This is a genomic window from Leifsonia psychrotolerans (assembly GCF_013410665.1).
GTDB classification, from domain to species: Bacteria; Actinomycetota; Actinomycetes; order Actinomycetales; family Microbacteriaceae; genus Cryobacterium; species Cryobacterium psychrotolerans_A.
In genome coordinates this window covers 555,189-574,744 of record NZ_JACCFM010000001.1, presented here as the reverse complement: position 1 = coordinate 574,744, position 19,556 = coordinate 555,189, and the positions used below count along the sequence as shown (strand labels likewise).

The 19,556-nt window shown below is 63.7% G+C and carries 16 protein-coding genes; 2 read left to right on the top strand and 14 right to left on the bottom strand.

Annotation, left to right across the window (positions count from 1 at the left end; all coding sequences use genetic code 11):
* Positions 1–117: 117 nt before the first annotated feature.
* The 4 genes from HNR05_RS02540 to HNR05_RS17480 form a co-directional block, all read right to left on the bottom strand.
* Positions 118–684, bottom strand: coding sequence for a hypothetical protein (locus tag HNR05_RS02540; protein ID WP_179577596.1), 567 nt, complete (start codon positions 682–684; stop codon positions 118–120).
* 263 nt (positions 685–947) lie between these two features.
* A complete protein-coding gene (locus HNR05_RS02535) occupies positions 948–1,544 on the bottom strand; it encodes a hypothetical protein (RefSeq protein WP_179577595.1) in 597 nt (198 codons plus the stop codon).
* A gap of 67 nt (positions 1,545–1,611) precedes the next feature.
* Positions 1,612–2,433 (bottom strand): aggregation-promoting factor C-terminal-like domain-containing protein, encoded by an 822-nt coding sequence (locus HNR05_RS02530; RefSeq protein ID WP_179577594.1) that lies wholly within the window; start codon positions 2,431–2,433, stop codon positions 1,612–1,614.
* A 404-nt stretch (positions 2,434–2,837) separates the two neighbouring features.
* Entirely contained in the window at positions 2,838–3,869 is a 1,032-nt protein-coding gene (locus HNR05_RS17480) for an aggregation-promoting factor C-terminal-like domain-containing protein (RefSeq protein ID WP_246318334.1), read from the bottom strand.
* A gap of 161 nt (positions 3,870–4,030) precedes the next feature.
* On the opposite strand from HNR05_RS17480, the gene HNR05_RS02520 reads away from it, so the two are divergent.
* A complete protein-coding gene (locus HNR05_RS02520; RefSeq protein WP_179577593.1) occupies positions 4,031–4,384 on the top strand; it encodes an MmcQ/YjbR family DNA-binding protein in 354 nt (117 codons plus the stop codon).
* A gap of 52 nt (positions 4,385–4,436) precedes the next feature.
* Here HNR05_RS02520 and HNR05_RS02515 read toward each other — a convergent pair whose 3' ends face one another.
* The 4 genes from HNR05_RS02515 to HNR05_RS02500 all read right to left on the bottom strand — a co-directional run bounded on the left by HNR05_RS02515 (position 4,437) and on the right by HNR05_RS02500 (position 10,823).
* Positions 4,437–5,171, bottom strand: a complete 735-nt coding sequence (locus HNR05_RS02515; RefSeq protein ID WP_179577592.1) for a peptidoglycan DD-metalloendopeptidase family protein — start codon at positions 5,169–5,171, stop codon at positions 4,437–4,439.
* Positions 5,172–5,551: 380 nt separating this feature from the next.
* On the bottom strand, positions 5,552–8,749 hold the full coding sequence (locus HNR05_RS02510; protein ID WP_179577591.1) for an HsdR family type I site-specific deoxyribonuclease: 3,198 nt from the start codon (positions 8,747–8,749) through the stop codon (positions 5,552–5,554).
* A 356-nt stretch (positions 8,750–9,105) separates the two neighbouring features.
* Complete coding sequence (locus HNR05_RS02505; protein ID WP_246318333.1) at positions 9,106–9,546, bottom strand: helix-turn-helix domain-containing protein; 441 nt, start codon at positions 9,544–9,546, stop codon at positions 9,106–9,108.
* A gap of 206 nt (positions 9,547–9,752) precedes the next feature.
* On the bottom strand, positions 9,753–10,823 hold the full coding sequence (locus HNR05_RS02500) for a PDDEXK nuclease domain-containing protein (RefSeq protein WP_179577590.1): 1,071 nt from the start codon (positions 10,821–10,823) through the stop codon (positions 9,753–9,755).
* Between the two features lie 160 nt (positions 10,824–10,983).
* Between HNR05_RS02500 and HNR05_RS02495 the strand changes: the two genes are divergently transcribed.
* On the top strand, positions 10,984–12,570 hold the full coding sequence (locus tag HNR05_RS02495; protein WP_179577589.1) for an SNIPE associated domain-containing protein: 1,587 nt from the start codon (positions 10,984–10,986) through the stop codon (positions 12,568–12,570).
* Positions 12,571–12,617: 47 nt separating this feature from the next.
* Here HNR05_RS02495 and HNR05_RS02490 read toward each other — a convergent pair whose 3' ends face one another.
* From HNR05_RS02490 to HNR05_RS02465, 6 genes are all read right to left on the bottom strand, one after another.
* Positions 12,618–12,923, bottom strand: a complete 306-nt coding sequence (locus HNR05_RS02490) for a helix-turn-helix domain-containing protein (RefSeq protein ID WP_179577588.1) — start codon at positions 12,921–12,923, stop codon at positions 12,618–12,620.
* Positions 12,923–13,282 (bottom strand): type II toxin-antitoxin system RelE/ParE family toxin, encoded by a 360-nt coding sequence (locus tag HNR05_RS02485; protein ID WP_246318332.1) that lies wholly within the window; start codon positions 13,280–13,282, stop codon positions 12,923–12,925. Before HNR05_RS02485 ends, HNR05_RS02490 begins: the two co-directional genes overlap by 1 nt.
* A gap of 61 nt (positions 13,283–13,343) precedes the next feature.
* Positions 13,344–14,327: a 5'-nucleotidase gene (locus HNR05_RS02480; RefSeq protein ID WP_179577586.1), complete on the bottom strand. Its 984-nt coding sequence runs from the start codon at positions 14,325–14,327 to the stop codon at positions 13,344–13,346.
* 3 nt (positions 14,328–14,330) lie between these two features.
* A complete protein-coding gene (locus tag HNR05_RS02475; protein WP_179577585.1) occupies positions 14,331–15,464 on the bottom strand; it encodes a restriction endonuclease subunit S in 1,134 nt (377 codons plus the stop codon).
* Positions 15,461–17,257: a type I restriction-modification system subunit M gene (locus HNR05_RS02470; RefSeq protein ID WP_343062430.1), complete on the bottom strand. Its 1,797-nt coding sequence runs from the start codon at positions 17,255–17,257 to the stop codon at positions 15,461–15,463. Before HNR05_RS02470 ends, HNR05_RS02475 begins: the two co-directional genes overlap by 4 nt.
* On the bottom strand, positions 17,257–19,437 hold the full coding sequence (locus tag HNR05_RS02465; protein WP_179577584.1) for a hypothetical protein: 2,181 nt from the start codon (positions 19,435–19,437) through the stop codon (positions 17,257–17,259). The genes HNR05_RS02470 and HNR05_RS02465 overlap by 1 nt, the downstream gene beginning before the upstream one ends.
* Positions 19,438–19,556: the final 119 nt, after the last annotated feature.

The window sequence follows — 19,556 nt, the reverse complement described above, 5'->3', positions numbered from 1 at the left end:
ACGGGATCTCGACAGGCTCGATCAGCGGGAGGGGGTCGATCAACGGATGGGTGCGGCTCGATCACCGAACCGTGGGTCGAGCGTGTCGAGACCACGTATCCCGGCCGCGAGACTGGTTCAACAGCCGGGGGCCTGGGGTTTGCCGCGACAATCCGAACCCACAAGCAATGTCTTGGCCTGGCCAACCACCACCGTGAACGCGGGACCCGCAACCGAAACCGTGCCCACCACACTGCGCCACGCCCCATTGTTGAACCGAAACTCGGCCGTGTAGAGCGCCCGCGGCGTGACCACGAACGACCCGGACTCGCCATAAACATGGCTCGTGGCCGTCTCATCAAACTCCGCACGCCCCTGCGCCGCCCACGACTCACCACCCGTGCCCGTTCGACCGTGCGAACCGTCACCGTACGCCCAACTGAAGCCCAGCGGGGTAAAGCGCACCTCTGCCAGATAGCCCAGCAGAACACCACTACGCACATGTGCCTCCGCCTGCGAATAGAAATTCGCCGGCAGCCCCACGATCGCCCACCCATTCGGCTCCATGCCACTTGTCGGCTTGGCCGCCGGAATATTCACCAGATCACCCACCCGCACCACCAGGCCCGGATCACACGGCGCCCCCACCGGGCACTCCGATCCAAACGTGTCACGCGTGAAATAGAGCGGATCATTAACATCCATACCCGGTACCACACCCCCACCATCCGCACCCGCACCGGGCTCCCCCTCACCAGACCCGGCTCCGCCCCCGCCGGTGTCATACCCGCCGCCCACCGTGACACCACCCCCGTCATCATCGACCTTCCCGCCGACAGACGGAGGACACGTGTCGTTTGCGATGGATTCCTTGCTGCATGCATAAGCCGTCGCAGGAGCCGCCTCCAACACGGCAAACGTCAAAAGTGAAACCAGGCCAACGGCAATAAGGGAGGTTCGTAATCCACTCATGGGCAGACACCAGAACCTTCCCAAAGCTCTACCGCGGCGACGACGAGTCGGCTCGAAGCAAAGCGATCCGGGCTGAGAGAAACCACGGTCGGAAACCGATCAGCACGGCCAGCAGGCACCGTCGAGATCCCTCTGCTGTCCAGCATCTCGACTTGTGATAGGTCCGAGCAGACATATACCGACACGGTTCCATCAACTACAGACTGAAGAGTTACGTTCGAAAAGGAAGTTTCGCCAGTCATCCGGCGCCCTTCAGCTGCTAAGTTCGTGTAACTTTCGATCTCGATCTCGGCCATCTCCTTCGACGTGAACTCACGGATTCGGTCCGGCCCGGCGCCACCTTCCCGCAAGATCCGGTCCGACATCTCGTTGTAGCCGGAATACGCTTCAGTCGCCGCCCTCAGCGCCTCCTCATTTGAGGCAAAGATCGGCCCGGGAGCCGTCGCTTGAACGCTCGGCCGCGGAACCGGTGTGGACACACATCCGCAGAGGAGCAGAGCCGAGATCGTGACCAGACCGGTCACCGTCATGATCAACCCCGGCACCGCATGCACGGATGAGCCCGCGCTGGGGCGACGAGTGAACACGGTCATGCCGACACCGTAAGGCACTTCCGAGCCGCCGCGCGCGATTTATCCACAGCACGGCAGTCGCGCGAACTCAGTACCAGCCGGCAGATTCCAGGTGATCCCAGGCGCCACACGGAGTGCCGTAACGCCCCGCGATGTATCCCAACCCCCAGGTGATCTGGGTGGCGGGATTCGTCTGCCAGTCGGCGCCGGCCGAGGCCATCTTGCTTCCCGGGACGGCCTGTGGAATGCCCGTCGCGCCGCTCGAGGCGTTGTACGCATTCACATTCCAGCCCGATTCCCGAGACCACAGGCTGACCAGGCACCCGAATTGATCATCGCCCCAGCCATACTGCGCGGCCATCAGGTCACGGGCGATCGCCTGAGCCCCGCTCGGGTCGGTCGGAGCGGCGGGACGCGATGACACTGCGGGGCCCTGCGCAGACACCACGGATGCACGCGCTGCAGCATCCGCCGCATCCGCCGCGGCCTGCGCAGCAGCGGCAGCCACAGCAGCAGCAGCAGCAGCGGCCGCCTGCTCGGCAGCAATCCGATCGGCCTCGAGCGTCGCAGCCGTCACCAGAGAGGCGTTGGCTTGGGTTTGGTCGACCAGAGCGAAGACCCGGTCCGAATTGAGAATAGTGTAGTTGCCCAGCATCGCGACGGACGCCGACAGCGCTGTCGCATCCGTCTTGCCCTGTGCCGCCGCGATCACGATATTCGCATTCGCGATGGTGGTTTGGGCATTCCGCTCGGCGTGGGCTGATGTGACGCCCGCGTAAGCGACAAGCTGCTCCTTGTGCATTCCAGTGCCGGCGGCTACAGCTGCCGTCTCGGCGACGCTGCTCTCGTGCCCCACCAACGCAAACTGCGTCACCGCGATAGTGCCGACCAGCGTACCGATCGTCAGCATCGCGCCGGTCGTGAAAATGATGTTTCGAGCTCGCGTTGGCCGGGACGGCGTGCGGACTGGCTCGAGGGGCGAAGGTCGAGCTGAGAACGAGGCCTCTGCGTGATCTTCTGTGTGAACTTCTTCGTGAGTCTGAGTTCGGGCTCCGGCTCGGCCTGGCGTGTGTGTTGTGGGGAGGGTAAGCATGACTTTCTCAAGCGAATTGCGAGCGCGGGCGCCACAATTCTTGATCAGTAGCGCTCGGCCAACGGTCGCGGCTGGCGCTGGTTTCAGTGTGGAGAAATCAACCTGAGCAAACCTCAGTAGCGCCGTCTACGCTCTCACGCCCTCACGCGAAAGTCCAAGGAATCATGCCTATATACCCAGTGGATGCCGTGGGATCCAGTCCTTCGGCGGGTTCAGTGACCCTAGTACCAGCCGTTTGAGACCGAGTGGTCCCACGCTCCACACGGGGTGCCGTACCGGCCCGCGATGTAGCCAAGCCCCCAGGTGATCTGCGTTGCAGGATTCGTCTGCCAGTCGGCACCAGCCGAGGCCATCTTGCTGCCCGGCAGGGCCTGCGGGATTCCGGCTGCCCCGCTTGAGGAATTGTAGGCGTTCACATTCCAACCTGATTCCTTGTTCCACAGGCTGACGAGGCACCCGAACTCGTCGTCGCCCCAGCCGTACTGCGAGAGCATCAGGTCGCGGGCAATCGCCTGCGCTCCGCTCGGGTCGGTCGGGGCAGCCGGCCGTGACGGGGCTGCTGCCGCCTTCTCGTCGGCGGCAGCCTGCGCGGCGGCCTCAGCGGCGGCCGCGGCAGCCTGCGCCGCGGCAGCTGCGGCCGCGGCCTGCTCCCCGGCGACACGGTCGACCTCAGCCGTCGCCGCGCGTACCGACGCCGTTGCGGCTTCCGTGCGTGCAGCAAGCTGCATCACGCGGTCTGGGATGAGCGCGGTCGCCGCAGTGGCCGTTGTCGTGCTGATCTGGGTTGTCTTGCTGAGTTCGGTGACCGATGCGGCGAGAACCGTGGCATCCGTTTTGCCCGCAGCCGCGGCGATCGCAACAGTGCCGTCATTGGCGACCGCCTCGGCGGTGCGTGTGGCAAATGCCGTCGCGAGAGTGACATGGATGCGGGCTTGCGTCACCTGCAGCCTGAGCGCGGCGGCCTGGGCCGATGCGGCAGCGCTGAGCGCCGCCTCATGCTTCGTCTGTTCGGCAGCATTGGCCATGACCGACTGCACCCCGAATCCGGTGCCGATGACGGCACCGATAGTGAGCACTGCCCCGACGGCGAGCAGATGCTTGCGTCCTTGACGGCGGCGGCGAAGCTGAGTGCGTGTTGACCCTGCGCCGACGTCGGGTGCCAGAGGGCCTTCCTCCCCCGCTGCACTGTCAGGAGCAGTGGTGCGAGTTGCGGAACGGAATCGAGCAGAGAGGGCAGCAAGAGCAGTAAGCATGTATTTTCACCGGTGAGCCACTCGGACGCGAGTCCAGCGGTTCGTGATAGACAAGCCACGGGCGAGGATCCGCTCGGGCGAAGGTGCAAGTATGCAAAGCTCATCTGCACGAAAGCCGCCATAGTGCTGTGAATGTCATCCAATTACGAAGGAGATCAACAATGTCGCCCGACGAGCTCACAGCCTTTCTGCTCGAACTCAACGGCGCCGACGAGACCTATCCCTTCGGTCCCGAAACCCGTGTTTTCAAGGTGCGCGGAAAAGTATTCTCGATCGACCGTCCGGATGCCGAACATCCGTCGATCACACTGAAAGCGCTCCCCGAGAATGTGCCGAGACTCATTCTGAGTGTCGAGGGAATCCTGCCCGGCTATCACATGAACAAAAAGCATTGGATTACGGTGCGGCTCGACGGATCGGTGCCCACGGCACATCTACGCGAACTCATTGCCGAGTCACACGCGATCATTGTGGCCAGCCTGCCGAAGACACAGCGCTTGGAGCTGCAGGGCTAAGCAGTGCCAAATATGGCTCAGCATCGATTCACCCTGGTGGGCGTCGAGGGGTTTAGCCCAGCGAGATTCCGCGCTCACTCATGAACGTCTCGGCATCCACCTGCGTACCGTCCACGTGAACTTCGAAGTGGAGGTGGGGCCCGGTGGCCGCGCCGGTGCTGCCGACCCGCGAGATCGTCTGGCCCGCAGCAACGGTCTCGCCCACACTCACGAGAATCTCGCTGTTGTGGGCATAGCCGGTCTCAATCCCGTTGCCGTGATCGATGAGCACCCAGTTTCCCAGCGAGCCACTCATTCCCGCGAAGATCACGGTGCCCCCGGAAGCCGCCACCACGGGCGATCCCGACGGAGCGGCAATGTCGGTGCCGCTATGAAAAGGATTGACGCCGGCGACAGGCGCCTCTGGGCGAGGCCCAAAGTGATCGCTGACGTGTCCCACCACGGGAAGCACCCAGCCCGAGCTCACCGGTTGGCCCGCTGGCGCGCTTGCGGCGGCTACAACGGGAGCCGGGGCCGGAGCGGGGGCTGCGGCAGAGGAGAATCCGTCGCGATGAATCGTGACGGTCACAGCGTCGGCAGCGACAACCATCGTCTGAGCCTCTGGTGCCGAGCTTGCCTCCTGGGCACCGGCGTGCGCATCTGATTCGACCGCTAATGCGGGGGTGGATGTCGACACGGCGAAGAGCCCCACGGCAAGCACGCCCATGCCGAGAAGCTGAAACTGCCTCGTGCGGGAGGTGGACGCCGGTGCGGCTGGAGCGGCATCCGTCGAGAGGGGCCTACGCACTGGCGCTGCGTCCGGGCTCGGCGAATGTATGAATCACGAAGTGCAGCACTGCAACACAGTGCATCGAGGCATGGGGCATCGAAGGTTCCGAATCTCGCCATTGTGGCGTCGTCGAGGGCCGGAATCCTCACGCTCTGGGGAAGGATTCCACGGTACGAGGGGGACGCACCTGCCCGACCATCAGCGGCCAGGCATAAGCACACTGGCCGAACCGGGAAAATTTCGGCCGCGCCAGGTGCACCCGCAAGACACTACGTTGCAGCCCTGAGAGACTCCCGAAAGGTGAGCCTGATTCATCTGTCAGTCGTCGCGGGTTCTGGCAATGGCGCGCGCCGATAGCGAAGCGATGCAGCCGAGCGCGCCGTAGGTTCGTTCGCCACTCAGGCCGCGCGCTCCTCGCTGTACCGGGGCGCCATCGACTCCATCTGCTCCATCACGAGCTTGATCGCCGTGGGCTGCTTGTCCGGCGGATACCCCGCCGCCACGAGCAGCCGCTTGATCGACGACCGCAGCTTGGCCCGCACGTCATCGCGCACGGTCCAGTCCGTGCGCACGTCGCGGCGCATGACTGCCACGAGATCACGGGCGATCTGCGCGAGCACACCGTCCCCCTGCGCGACCACCGCCGACTCGTTCTGCACCACGGCGTCGTAGAAGGCCAGTTCGTCGTTACTGAGCGCCGGCGTGAAGCGAGACCCGCGTTCCGCCTCCGCGGCAACCTCGCGGGCGAGCGCCACCAGTTCGGCGATCACCTCGGCGCTTGTGAGCTGCTGGTTCGTGTACTTGTTCATCAGCTCGCTGATGCGCTCCGAGAACGCGCGCTGCCGCACCAGGTTGTTCTGCGTCGACCGCTTCGATTCCTCGGTCAAGAGCTTCCGCAGCGCCTCAATGGCCAGCTGCGGGTTACGTGCCTTCTGCGTCTTCGAGATGAAGTCCGCGCTCAGGTCGTCCAGCGCCGGCTTCGGCATGCCGGCCGCCTCATAAATATCGAGCACGTCACCCGATGAGGTAGCGGATGCGATGAGCTCGCCGAGCAGGCGCTGCACGTCTTCCGGCACCGGCTGGCCCGACGCCTGCCGCTCAGCCGCATCGAACTTCGCCATCCACACCCGCACCTCTTCATAGAGCGCGATCTCGGGGCGGCGCTCCTCCAGCTCCTGTGCTCCGGCACCCGAGCAGAGCGCCCAGGCCCGCGACAGCTGCCCGGAGTAGCGACGGTAGGCGGCCGCCAACGACTCGAACTCGTCGTCGCCGGCCGGGGCGATGTTGCCCGGGGTCGCGGGGTTACGCAGGTAATTCACAGCACCGGTGACGGCGTTCAGGTAGGCCTTCGCCCCTCCTGCTACCAGCACCGCCTTCCAATCGTTGCCCGCGAGCAGCCCGCGCAGCGTGTCGACCAGTTGCACCGCAAGCACGATGGCATCGTCGATGTTGCGCCCGATGGGCTTCTCGGTCTGGTCGTTCTTCGAATACTCGCCGAGCGCTTTGGCGAGGTTGTCGGCGAGCGGCGCATACGCCACCAACAAGCCGTCTTCCTTGCCGCGGAACGTGCGGTTCACCCGTGCCAGCGTCTGCATCAGCAGCGCGCCCTTGAGCGGGCGGTCGAGGTAGAGCGTGTGCAGTGGCGGGGAGTCATAGCCGGTGAGCATCATGTCTTTCACGATCACGATCTGCAGCTCGTCATCGACGTTTCTCAGCCGCTCTTTGATCACGGCGTTGGCCGAATCCCGTCGCACGTGGTCGGACACCGGCGGCAGATCAGAGGCCGACCCCGAGTAGACGACCTTGATGACGCCCGTGTCGAGCTCATCCGAGTGCCATTCGGGCTTCAATGCCACGATCGCCGAGTACAGGTTGGCGCAGATTTCGCGGGTTCCACCCACGATCATCGCCTTGCCGGGTGCTTCGATGAACTTGCCCATCTGCGCGGTGCGCGTCTCCCAGTGCGCCACGATGTCGGCGGCGAGGGCGTTGATGCGATCGGGCGCGCCGTAGACGGCGTTCACCACGGCGACGGATGCCTCAATGCGGGCCCGCTCCGTGTCATCCAGCCCCACGGTCGCCTCGTCGGCGGCTTCGTCGAGGGTCTCGTCGGTGACATTCGTCGCCAGTGCCACGTTGATCAGGCGCGGTTCGAAGTAGACCGGCACGGTGGCTCCGTCGTCGACGGCCCGCGACAGGTCATAGATGTCGATGTAGTCCCCGAAGACGTCGCGGGTGTTGCGGTCGTCGAACGAGATGGGCGTGCCGGTGAAGGCGATGAGTGTGGCGTGCGGCAGGGCATCCCGCAGGTGACGGGCATAGCCGTCGAGGTCGTCGTAGTGACTGCGGTGCGCCTCGTCGACGACAACGATGATGTTGCGGCGATCCGAGAGCAGCGGGTGGTCGGTGCCGGCCTGCTTCTCAGCCTCGCTACGGCCGAACTTCTGCAGCGTCGTGAAGTAGATGCCGCCCGTGGTGCGGTTGCTCAGTTCGTCACGCAGTTCGCTGCGGCGCTTGATCTGCTTGGGCTGCTCGGGCAGCAACAGGCTCTGCCTGAATGATTCGTAGAGCTGCCCGTCGAGCTCGGTGCGGTCGGTGATCACCACGACCGTCGGGTTTTTGAGCTTCGGATGCCGCGACACCAGGTTCGTGTACAGCTCCATCTCCATGGACTTGCCAGACCCCTGGGTGTGCCAGACCACGCCGGCCTTGCCGTTGCTCTCCACGGCCTGCACTGTGCTGCCGACGGCCTTGGTCACGGCGAAGTACTGGTGTGGCTTGGCGATGCGCTTGAGCAGTCCGTCTGCGCCCTCGTCGAACGCGGTGAAGGAGCGCAGCAGCTGCAGGAAGCGTTCCTGGTTGTAGAGGCCGAGCAGCGCGATCTCCATGCCGGTGCTGGCATCCCAATCGCCCACGTCGCCAGGCTTCAGCGGCTCGCCGTCATCGTCGACGTTCCACGGCGAGAAGTGGTTGAGCGGCGTGAACGGGGTGCCGTATTTCGCCAAAATGCCGTCGCTGGCCAGCGTGAACACGCAGAACCTAAACGCCATCGGAAACTCGCGCAGGTAAGTGCCCAGTTGGGCGTGCGCGGCCGCGACATCCGCCGCCTGGCTCCCGGCCTTCTTCAGCTCGACGATGCTCACCGGCATGCCGTTGCAGTACAGCACCAGGTCGAAGCGGCGCGTGAAGTCACCCCGAATGAGCGTGACCTGGTTGACGGCGAGCCAATCGTTCTCGCTCGGCTCGGCGCTCAGCAGACGGATGCTCGCGTTGACCTCGTTGCCGTCGTCACCGATGTAGCTGAGGCGAAAGCCGTCGACCAGAAAATCGTGGATGCGGTGGTTCTCGGTGATCGCATCCTGCGACTTCGGCGACGCGATCTCGGCGAGGGCCTGCTGCAGGTACTCCCCCGGCACATTCGGGTTCAGCTGGCGCAGGGCCTGGAGCAGTCGGGGGCGAATGAGCAGCTCGTCCCAGCTGTCACGCTCGCCAGTGCCCGGAGCGATCTTCTCGCCCGCCAGCGGCTGCCAGCCCAACGGCTCGGCCAATTTGTCGAGTGCGAGCGCTTCCCACTCTGCTTCGCTGTACCCCGCCACGTCTTACCCCTAACGACCCAGGCCCATTGCGATCACAACGGATGCCACTACGAATCGTATGGGGCAACGCCCGCACCCCGCCGCAACGACCCCGATAGCGGGGGTTATCAGCCCCCTGGAGAACGAAGTCGACCTGTCCCGGTGGTTGAGGAGCGAACGAGCGTGAGCGAGACCGCGTCTCGAAACCCCGCGAGCCAACCTCAAGACAGTGCACCAGCGAACAATTCATAATCCGAGCGCCGCATTTTATGAGAAACGGCGTTTCTTCACAAAATGCGCGGTTGCCAATATGAAGCGTGATTCCTGCGAGCCGCTGGGAAGCTAATCCCCGCTCGCCAACGACGCTGAACGGGGCACTACAGGTCACCCAGTTCGTCGGCAGTCGCACGCAAGTCGTCAAACGTAGATCTGCGAGCAGCGTCTCGCTGCTGCTTGAAGGCCAGCACCTCCTGCGATCGCAACCGGGAATGACTACCGACTTTGACCGCAGTGATGTCGCCGGCCGCAATCCACTTCATCAATGTGGGCCGGGAGACGCCCAGCATTCGAGCCGCGACCGTTGTCGTCAGCTCTTCAGGCATCGACTGAACGGTGAGTGTTCCCCCCTCGGCGGTACGCTCAAGTACGTTCACCAGGAACCGAGCAAGCGCAGGTGGCAACGGCGATGAAACGCCGTTGAACGTAACAAGGACACCGGTAACGGGGGTGTCACACACCTCGTCGATCAGTTTTTCGGCTTCCACACGAACCTCGTCATCGACAAGAATCGTGTCTTCGCGCAGCATTGTCGGCGTCATGATGAGCCTGTGTCTTCCGTTATTTTCGGGCCGTCACCCGATTCAGTTTCGGGCCATCGCCCGTTTTCATTTCAATCACGCTTATGCTGCTTGCACATATAAGTGCAACATTAGTTGATGTTGGCCGTTCGCCCTAAGAGATTTTCCGAAGCCTCGACCGACGAACTCCGACGGTGCAGGTCGATCATCGCGCCGCGACCGACCCATCACGAGTCGTCGTCAGCACCGAGTTCCGCTTCCAAAGCCTCGATTGTCGGGAGGCTGGAGGCGAACTCTTCAGGAAGCGATTCGACGATGGCGCTCCGCCATTCCGTGACCCCCATCGGCACGGCTGAACCGCGCAAGGCGTACTCGGCCACCACACTGTTCTTGGACTTGCACAGCAACAGGCCGATGGTGGGTTTGTCGTCGGGGTGCGCCAGCAGGTCGTCGACGGCAGCCATGTACATTCCGAGCTGCCCGAGGAAACCGGGATCGAACCGCGTCGCCTTCAGCTCGACCACCACGTAGCAACGAAGCTTCAGGTGATAGAAGAGCAAGTCAACGTAGAACTCGTCACCGCCGATCTCGAGGCGCACCTGTTTTCCGACGAATGCGAAACCCTGCCCAAGTTCAAGCAGAAACTTCTGCACGTGGGCGACGAGCTGTGTCTCCAACTCCCGCTCGTTGCGACTATCCGTCATGGCGACAAAGTCGAAGATGTAGGGGTCTTTGGTCATCTGCTGAGCCAAATCTGAATCGCGGGGCGGAAGGGTGGCCGCGAAGTTGGTGATCGCCTTGCCGGATCGCTCGTGGAGGTGTGAATCTACCTGGTGAACGAGAACTGCCCGAGACCAGCCGTTCTCTATGGATGCGGATGCGTACCAGCGCCGGGTGGATTTGTCTGAGACCCTGTCGAGGAGCACGACATGGTGGCCCCATGGCAATTGTGCAACAAGCTGTTGCACAATTGCGTTGTCGTCCCAGCTGGCAGCGAGGGCGCGCATATAGTGAAGGTTCCGCGGCGAGAACCCCTTAGAGTCCGGAAAACGCTCACGCAGGTCCGACGAGAGTCGATCGATCACGCGACTCCCCCAGCCCTCTTCGGCTTGCCGTCGCAGGATGTCACGCCCAATCAACCAATACGTCGAGATGAGCTCTCGATTCACCGCCGACACCGCGCGGCTGCGGCCGTGCACTACCCGGCTAGAAACGGACTCGAGTAGATCTGGATACCACTCCGGCATTGTCGACCGGGCAGGTGGAGCAGGAAAACTAGCCTCAGCGTCGTCAGACATCGATGTTCCTCCGCATCGTTGACGCCGCGGGCGACTCCTGCGACGTGCTCTGCGGCCATCCTCCTCGGAGGGTCTGACACGCTTGGCCACCGCCCGAGAACCACGCGATCGAGCACCTACCCTGGAGGAAATACCACGAACGCATTCAGGGGGATCTGCCATGTCATTAGTCTTCAATCCTGCTCCCGGCTGGCCAGAACCTCCGGCTGACTGGGTCCCAGAAGCAGATTGGCAGCCAGACCCGGAGTGGCCGCCGGCCCCCGAGGGGTGGCAGCTGTGGATCGAACAGCCCGCGGCCGCGTCCACTCCCCAGGCGCCTTCGACACTCCCCCGCTGGGGACTTCGCAAGTTCGCGCAGTCAATGGCAGCCGAGCTCGAAACGCTGCGCGCGGCAAACGCCGAGCTGACGCTGGTGAGCACCGAATACTCGACGCTTCAAGCCACTCTCGACGCTGCACACGTCACCGACACGGTCGATGCCGTTCAGAAGCTTGAGGCTCATGCCGCCGACATCCGTCTGGGCATCGCGGCCGCCGAAGCGGCTGCTCGACAGAACATCGTCGCCATCGATGCAGAGGCCGAGCAACATCGCGCCGCCTTGGCCGCCGTCGAGGCACAGAGCGCCGAGCGCCGCACACAGATTGCACTGGAGGAACAAGCTCTCCAGGCCGAGCTCCGCACCCTCACCGCAACCGTGGTCAACCTGCGCGACACCGCTGTCTTGCAAGACGCTGGCCTCTTCGACTTTGAGCATGCGGCAGAGAACTCGCTGGAGCTGAAAGACAAACTGGACACCCTGCGCGCGAAGATCAAGGCCGAGGTGCGCAGCAAGGATGCCATCTCGTTCGACCCCTCGTCGTTCACGTTCAACAACTCACCCGCGCAGGGCGCGAAGTTCGTCAAAGAGTTCGCAACGCTCATGCTCCGTGCCTACAACTCAGAGGCCGAGAACTGCGTGAAGTCGGTGCGTGCGGGCAACCTCACCGCCGCCGAAGCGCGCCTCGACCGGGCGCGTGACACAATCTCCAAACTGGGCCTCCGCATGAATATCAACGTTGGGTCGCGGTACCACCGGATGCGCATGGATGAGCTGGGCCTGGCGGCTCGCTATCTCGTCGCTCTCGCGGCCAAGAAGGAGGCCGAGCGTGAAGAGCGTGCACGGCTGCGCGAGGAAGAGAAGGTTCTGCGCGAGATCGAAGCCGCCCGCGCGAAGCTCGACAAGGAACGCGCACAGTATGTCAAGGCGCTGGAACAGCTCCTGCAGCAGCCCGGCGCCGACACTACAGAGCTCGAGCAACGTCTCGCGCAGATCGATCTCGACATTGAGAACGTCGAGTTCCGCCGGGCGAACACCCGAGCCGGCCACGTCTACGTCATCAGCAACGTCGGCGCATTCGGCGAACGCATGGTCAAGATCGGAATGACAAGGCGCCAGGAACCCAACGATCGTGTGAAGGAACTCGGGGACGCCTCAGTCCCCTTCGCCTTTGACAAGCACGCCTTGATCTTCTCGAAGGATGCCGTTGGTCTCGAAGCCGCCCTCCACCGCGAATTCGCGCACGTTCGTGTCAACCGCATCAATCAGCGTCGCGAGTTCTTCTACGCAACCCCTGTCGAGGTTCGAGATGCCCTGGTGCGTCACGACGGTCACCTGCTCGACTTCGTCGAATACCCCGAGGCCGAGGAGTTCCGCCTGAGCCAGGCCATCTTCGACCAGGAGCGCCGGATTCTGACTGCGGTGGCGTAAACCCGACTGGCTGCCGCATTCGTCTGGCGAGAGACGGATGCGGCAGACTACGCGATCTGAAAGCGCTCGTCCCCGATTTCAACCTCGATACGCAAGGCCCCGCCGATCGCCTCGACGTACTTGCGCAGGGTGTCGACCTGCGCATGCTCAATGTCACCATGTTCGATACGCGAGACCCGGTTCTGGCTGACCTGCAACCGACTGGCAAGCTCGACCTGTGTGAGCTCGTGCGCTTCACGAAGTTCGCGGAGTCGATACGCGCGCACTTCTTCCAGCATCCGCTTCTTGTGCGCTGCAACGACCTCAGCGTCGACAGGGCGCTTGGCACGCATTTCGTCGAGTGTCTTTGCCATCAGGTCCTGCCTCCCAGCCTTCCAAGGTGTTCGTCAAACCGCCTATCGGCGATCGGGATGTTTAGTTTGTACCATTTCTTCCAGTTACCCGACTTGTCGCCGGCCACCAGAAGAATCGCGTTTCGTGCGGAATCGAAAGCAAACAGGACTCGTAATTCCGAGCGCCCACTGGAACCAGGGCGCAGCTCTTTCATGTTGTTGTGTCGTGAAGCGGTGACGGAGTCGACGATCGGCCGGCCCAGCTGTGGGCCGCGCTCCTCAAGCAGCTCCAGCGCCGCGATGACTTGCTCATAGGAATCCTGGTCGAGACTGTCCAGCCAGGTTTCGACCAGTTCGAGATCGATGAACCACTTCGACAATACAACTCCTAGGGTGTAGAACTCAAGTGTTGTGAGGAAACCCGACGTGCGGCCGTTCGCCCTACGCGTCGACCGTAGCTGCCACGTCCGACAATTCGGGTTCGGGTACGCGTCGGGCCTCGTTGGCAATGCCATACGGAATGTGCACGCTCGCCGCATACGCCGAGGTCGAGTCGAGGTGGTTCTTCTGATCGTCAAAGAAGATGTGCGGCTTCATCACCCGCAGAATCGTGCCCTTGTCGATTCCGCCCAGGAAGAATGCGTCATTGACCGTTACTCCCCAATCCTGAAGCGTCTGGATCGCCCGCTCGTGCGCCGGAGCGTTTCGGGCCGTGACGATTGAGATGCGCAGACGGAGCTCGTAGCTCGCATCCTTGTCGCGTCGCGCCTGCTCGATCCTCTGGATCAGGTTGAGGTCGCGCAGAAACTCACGCAGCGGCCCGGGCGAAAGCGGCACGCCACTGTTGGCAACCTCATGCGCCTGAAACGCACCAAGCCCACCCGGCCCTTGGAAGACCCGCTCCGATCCGTCATCGGCGATCACGCCGTCGAAGTCGAAGGCGATGCGGAGGGCCCCACCGTCCTCCTCGTCGACTGAAGCGGATGCCATCACCATGCCGGCGGGAAGTCCCCGTTCGAGCGCTCCCTTCACATCCGCCTCGTTGGCCGAGAGGAAGAGCGACATGCTCAGCGCCTCGATGTACTCGTAGGGCGAGCGCCCCTGCGTAAAGATGGCGCGGGTGATGGCCAGGCCGTGCGCCTCGATCGAGCGCATCACCCGCAGACCGGTCGACGGATCGTTTTTCGACAGCACGATCACCTCGACCAGAGGATCGCTGGCCTCGCGCAGGTCGTTCAGCCCCAGGAGCCGCTTGATGAACGGAAACGCGACGCCCGGCTGCAGCTGATCATCGATGTGTTCGTGCTGATAGATCCGGTACGGCTCTTCGCCATGCTCGTTGAAGTAGGCATCCGACTCGGTCAGATCGAACAGTGCGCTGGATGCGACGCCCACGACAAGCCGATTCTGCAGGTCGTACGGCATCGGTTACAGCACCTCGCCCAGCACCTTTTCGGCGTCACGCACCCGCAGCTTGCCCGACATGAGCAGAGGGAGGAGGGCGTCGCGGGTCGCGGCGAGGGTGCGGTTTTCATCGCGCATCGACTTCATGTAGCTGAACCGATCCGCTGCCAGTCGCGCAAACTGCGCGAGCCAGCCTGAATCCGGTGCAGGGAGCGTGTAGGTCGAAATATCCGCAGCTGAGACCCTTTGTCGACCTGACGTACCGACCATGTGCCGAATCGCGAAGTCGCGAAACGTCGGGTCAGTAGCCAGGAAATAGGACAGCTGTTTGGGAATTCCCGGCCGTGATCGAAGAACGATGAACTCGGTGGAGCCGACGCCAATTTGATCAGGCTCTAGAAAATCAACAAACCCGGTTTTCCTATTTTGCAGGCACGGCGTAATACGCGCTATGAGTGAATCGCTTTGCATGAATCGCACACCGCCCTGCGCTGGCCGATAGTCCCATTCGCTGATGCCACTCCCCGACTCGGGGAGCTTCTTCATGTCCAAGTAGAGTGCGTTGGGCTCCCGCGGCCGCGGGATTGCGGGGTTCACTTCAAACATCTGAAGGATCGAGATGTCAGGTGAGTTACCTGCTGCGGCTTCTAATCCGAGCCAGTGGGCTTCGACATCTGCCGCGAGCAACGCCTCCAACGTAGCGGCGAGTTTGGTATTGGCAGCGATCTTGTCGTCGAGCGCACCCAGCACCTCTGCGATTGCGCGCTGCTCACCGATTGGAGGAATGGAAACAGGAATGTCACGAAGGAAATTTCGGTTGAGCGACGGTTGAGCGCTCCCTGAATTGAATGCGGTGAAATCCATCGAATCAAGTATGTGGAACACCCAGCGTTCATCGTTCCCTTTGAAATCCTTAACAAAGAGACACGTATTAAGCGGCCAATAGGGCCCGCTCACATAAGTCGCGGTTCCAATTGCGGCACCGCTTCTCCCAATTGCGACGCCCGGACCCGAGTATTTCGCGGTGTCATGACTCCCGGTTATGCCGAAAGAACCAATGATTGGAACATCGCCATCGGTGCGTTCCTGGCTTGGCAGGTCATGGCCACGTTGAAGCTCGATGATCCCAGACACCGAGCCCAGCTGCCACTCGCTCACGACACCCTCCCCAGCTGCTCGCGCACAACCGCCGCGAGGCGCTCCGACTCGTCGAACTGGGTGAAGAGCTCGGCAGACAACCTCGCGATCTTCTCCTCGATCGGCTCGCCGTCGTCTTCGATTTCGGCCGCTCCTACGTAGCGGCCGGGAGTGAGGGCGTAGTCTGCGGCTTTGATTTCGGAGAGGGTTGCGGAGTAACAGAAGCCGGGTTCGTCGACGTAGTTGAGGGTGGGTCGCGGGGTCTCGACAAGCTCGACCAACGGAGTGTGCTCGACCGGCGGGGATTGCTCGACCGGCGGGGATTGCTCGACCGGCGCGGTTTGCTCGACCGGCGGGGTGGGGTGCGGGGTCTCGACAGGCTCGACCAACGGGGTGGGCTCGACCAACGGGGTGGGCTCGACCAACGGGGTTTGCTCGACCAACGGGGTGGTGCCACGCCAGGCATGGAAGGTACCCGCGATCTTGGCGATGTCTTCGTCAGACAGGGCTCGCTCGGCCCTGTCTACCATGTGGCCGAGGTTGCGGGCGTCGATGAACAGCACCTGGCCGGTACGGTCGATGCTGCCGTGGGCTCCGGCCGTCTTGTCTTTGGCGAAGAACCAGGTGCAGACCGGGATGCCGGTCGAGCGGAATAGCTGCGTGGGCAGCGCGATCATGCACGAGACCAAGTCGGCCTCGACGAGCTGCGCGCGAATGTCGCCCTCACCGCCCGAGTTTGACGACATCGAGCCGTTCGCCATCACCACACCGGCGCTGCCGCCGGGGGCGAGCTTCGAGATGATGTGCTGGATCCAGGCATAGTTGGCGTTGCCGGCCGGCGGAACGCCGTACTTCCAGCGTGGGTCGTTCTCGCTGCGCGCCCAGTCTTTGATGTTGAAAGGCGGGTTGGCCATGATGAAGTCGGCCTGCATGTCGGGGTGCTGGTCCCGCGCAAACGTGTCGCCCCAGCGGCTGGACAGGTTGCCGTTCAGGCCGTGGATGGCCAGGTTCATCTTGGCCATGCGCCAGGTGCGCTCGTTGAGCTCCTGCCCGTAGACGGAGATGTTCGATCCCTCCTTGTTGTGCGACTCGAGAAACTTCTCGGTCTGCACGAACATGCCGCCCGAACCACAGGCCGGGTCATAGACACGCCCATGGGTGGGCTCGAGCACCTCGACGAGCACGCGCACCACACCGGCCGGCGTATAGAACTCGCCACCGCGCTTGCCCTCGGCGTGTGCGAACTTCTCGAGGAAGTACTCGTAGACCTCGCCGAGAATGTCGCGGGCCTTCGTGGCGCCGTGCCCGGTGAAGCGAGCGGAGTTGAGCAGATCGAGCAACTCGCCGAGACGACGCTGGTCGAGGTTGTCTTTGTTGTAGATGCGCGGCAGCGTGGCGGCGAGCGACGCGTTGTCGGTCATCAGCAGGTCCATTGCCTCGTCGATGAGCAGGCCGATCGACTTCGGTGCCTCTCCGCCAACGGCAGGCAGGCCCTTGGCGTTCTCGGCCAGGTAGGTCCAGCGGGCACGGGCCCCCACCCAGAACACTCCACGACCGGTGTACTCGTCGACATCATCAATGAGCTGGGCGATCTGGTCGTCGTTCAGGCCATCGCCTTCCAGCTCGGCGCGAATCTGTTCGCGGCGCTCGTCGAAGGCATCCGAGACGTACTTGAGGAACACCAGCCCCAGGATGACGTCTTTGTACTGAGAGGCGTCCATCGAGCCGCGCAGCTTGTCGGCGGCCTTCCAGAGCGTGTCCTTCAGCTCCTTCATGGTGGAGGGCGCAGCGGCAACCTTGGTTTTCGGAGGCACTAGGGGGTTCCTTTCGTCGGAGGTACAGGTTCAGAAATCAGTGGGGTAATGGTGAAGCCGCCGTCAACGGCGCCCTCCATCAGAAGTTCGGTGAGTTCGTCGAGCCGGGCGAGCCGCTCGCGGGCGTCGGCCTGCTGTGAACGCACCGCGGCGAGGGCCAGCGCGAGCGCGTCGCTCTGCTCGGGCCGCACGCGACGCACCGGCCAGCGCATCCAGCGTTGGTGCGCGGCGGGCAGCGCCATGATGTCGGCGGCGAGCACGGCGTCGATCAGATCGTTCGGCGCGGCGGCCTCGGCCGAGGCGGCCGGCGCAATACGCAGGATGCGCGCGGGATACTCCACAACCGAGGTGCCCTCCGCGTCGACAATCGCCGCGGGACGCGGTGCCGTGATGAACACCACGTCACCCGGCTCCGTCACCCGACCTGCCGCATAGTCGGCGGCGAAACGCAGCCGGTCGATACTTCGGGTGCCCAGCGCACTCTTCCCCAGTACCTCGGCCGGCCCGATCAGACGGATGCCACCCGCTGAAGGTCCACCCACGACAATGTCGACGGGGTCGAGTCGGTTGCCCGGAACGTAACGCAACTGCTTGCCGGCGATCAGCTGTTCGACGGTCGAGGTCGTCGTGGAACGTGAGACACTGCTCGCCGCAGTGTGGTCGCGGGGAGTCGCGGCCCCAATGCCGATTTGCAGGCGACCGGATGCGGCATCCGTCGTCTCACCCGACTCATCGTTCAGCGCGGCAATCAGCGCCTCGGCGCGAACGGCCAGCGCGGCCGGAGCGGTCGCGTTGGTGGGAGTCGTGGTCTGCGCGCCGGCTACCAACGCTCCGCGACTGCTCAACAGCGTGCGGGTAAATACCAGGCGCGCAAAGCGGAACGAGTGCGCCCGCACAGCGGCGCGCGTGCCGAGCGACGCGGCCAGGTCGCCCACGAGGTCATCGGCGATGCCCGGCCCGAGGACGGCTGTGCTGAGATCCGCGACCATCGTCCAACGGTCAGCCAGTGGCGTGGCCGCTGCAGCGGCACCCAGCACCCAGACGGTCAAGGATTGCCGCGGCTTGCGAGCGAGAAGCCCGGCCGGCAAGCGCACGATGGCGCGGAGGCGTCCGGTGCGCATGACATCGGAGCGCAAACGGTCGGCGTCGGGCGTCAGGCCGGCATCACTCAGCACCGCCGAGGGGGCCACGATCACCGCGACCTGCTTGTCGTTCAGGTGCAGGGCGAGGGTGTCGATCGCGGTGAGCATCTCGAGCGCGGTCATCTCGGGGTGGGCTGAGTGCGGCAACTGTGCCACATGCACGGCGTGGGCGGTCAGCGTGAATGCGCCAGTCGAATCAACGTGCAAGGTCTGCCGCGGAATGCGGTGCACGAGCAGTCGGCGGCGCAGCAGACGTGCGGCCTCACCGGTCGAGTCGGCGGTGAGCATGGTCGGCTCCGCGCCGACGGATGCCGTCTCGGCGATGCGCAGAAGCAGGTCGCTGGCGCTGCCGGTCACGTCGACGAAGCGCTCGTCAGCGGAGGTGTCGACGCCGGCGCCAGTGCTGACGCCGTTCGCCGCAGCCAGGGCGTGGGCGATCTGCGCGACCAGATTCACCGCGTCGTTCGTGAGAGTCGTGTCGTCGAGGGCACCATCGCGTGCCCGAGGCCGGCTCGCCACGAGCAGCTCATAGGCGGCCGCCTCGCTGTAGGCGGCTTCGACAAAGGAATCGATGTACTGGGTCAGCGCGTCGACGTCGCCGGCCGGAATCGCCTCGATCTCACGGTAAAGCGTGTCGTCGTCGGGATCCTGCTCATCGGCGGCGTCGAGCAGATCGTCACGGTTCAAGCCCGAGAGCGAGTGACCGAGAGTGCTGCGCAACGCCAGAAGCGCGGTATGAGCGTCGAACGTTGTCTCGTCGGCCTCGGGATCGGTGCCGCCCAACACGGTGCGTGCGGGCCGGGCGAATGCTGCGGCGTCAGCCACGGCATCCGGATTATTGCCGTGCTCGGTCGCGGTAAGCCACTCGGCAATCTCCCGGGCGTCGAAGAGTTCTCGTGTGCCTGTAGTCGCAATCGAGCTCGGAAACGGCTCGGCGGCGCCGGCCGTGCGCTTACGCCACATCGAGACGACGGGGCGCTGCACCCGGGCGAGGGCGGCGATGTCGGTCATGGTCATGAACAGTGCTGGGTCGGTCATCGTCGTCGCTCCCCTCTGGCCGTGTTGAATCAGCTTAGAGGTGATGCCGTCGAATTGGTGACGAACCATTGATAAGTGGGGTTATCAGCAAGCACCACCTTGACTTTCGGCGTCTGGCC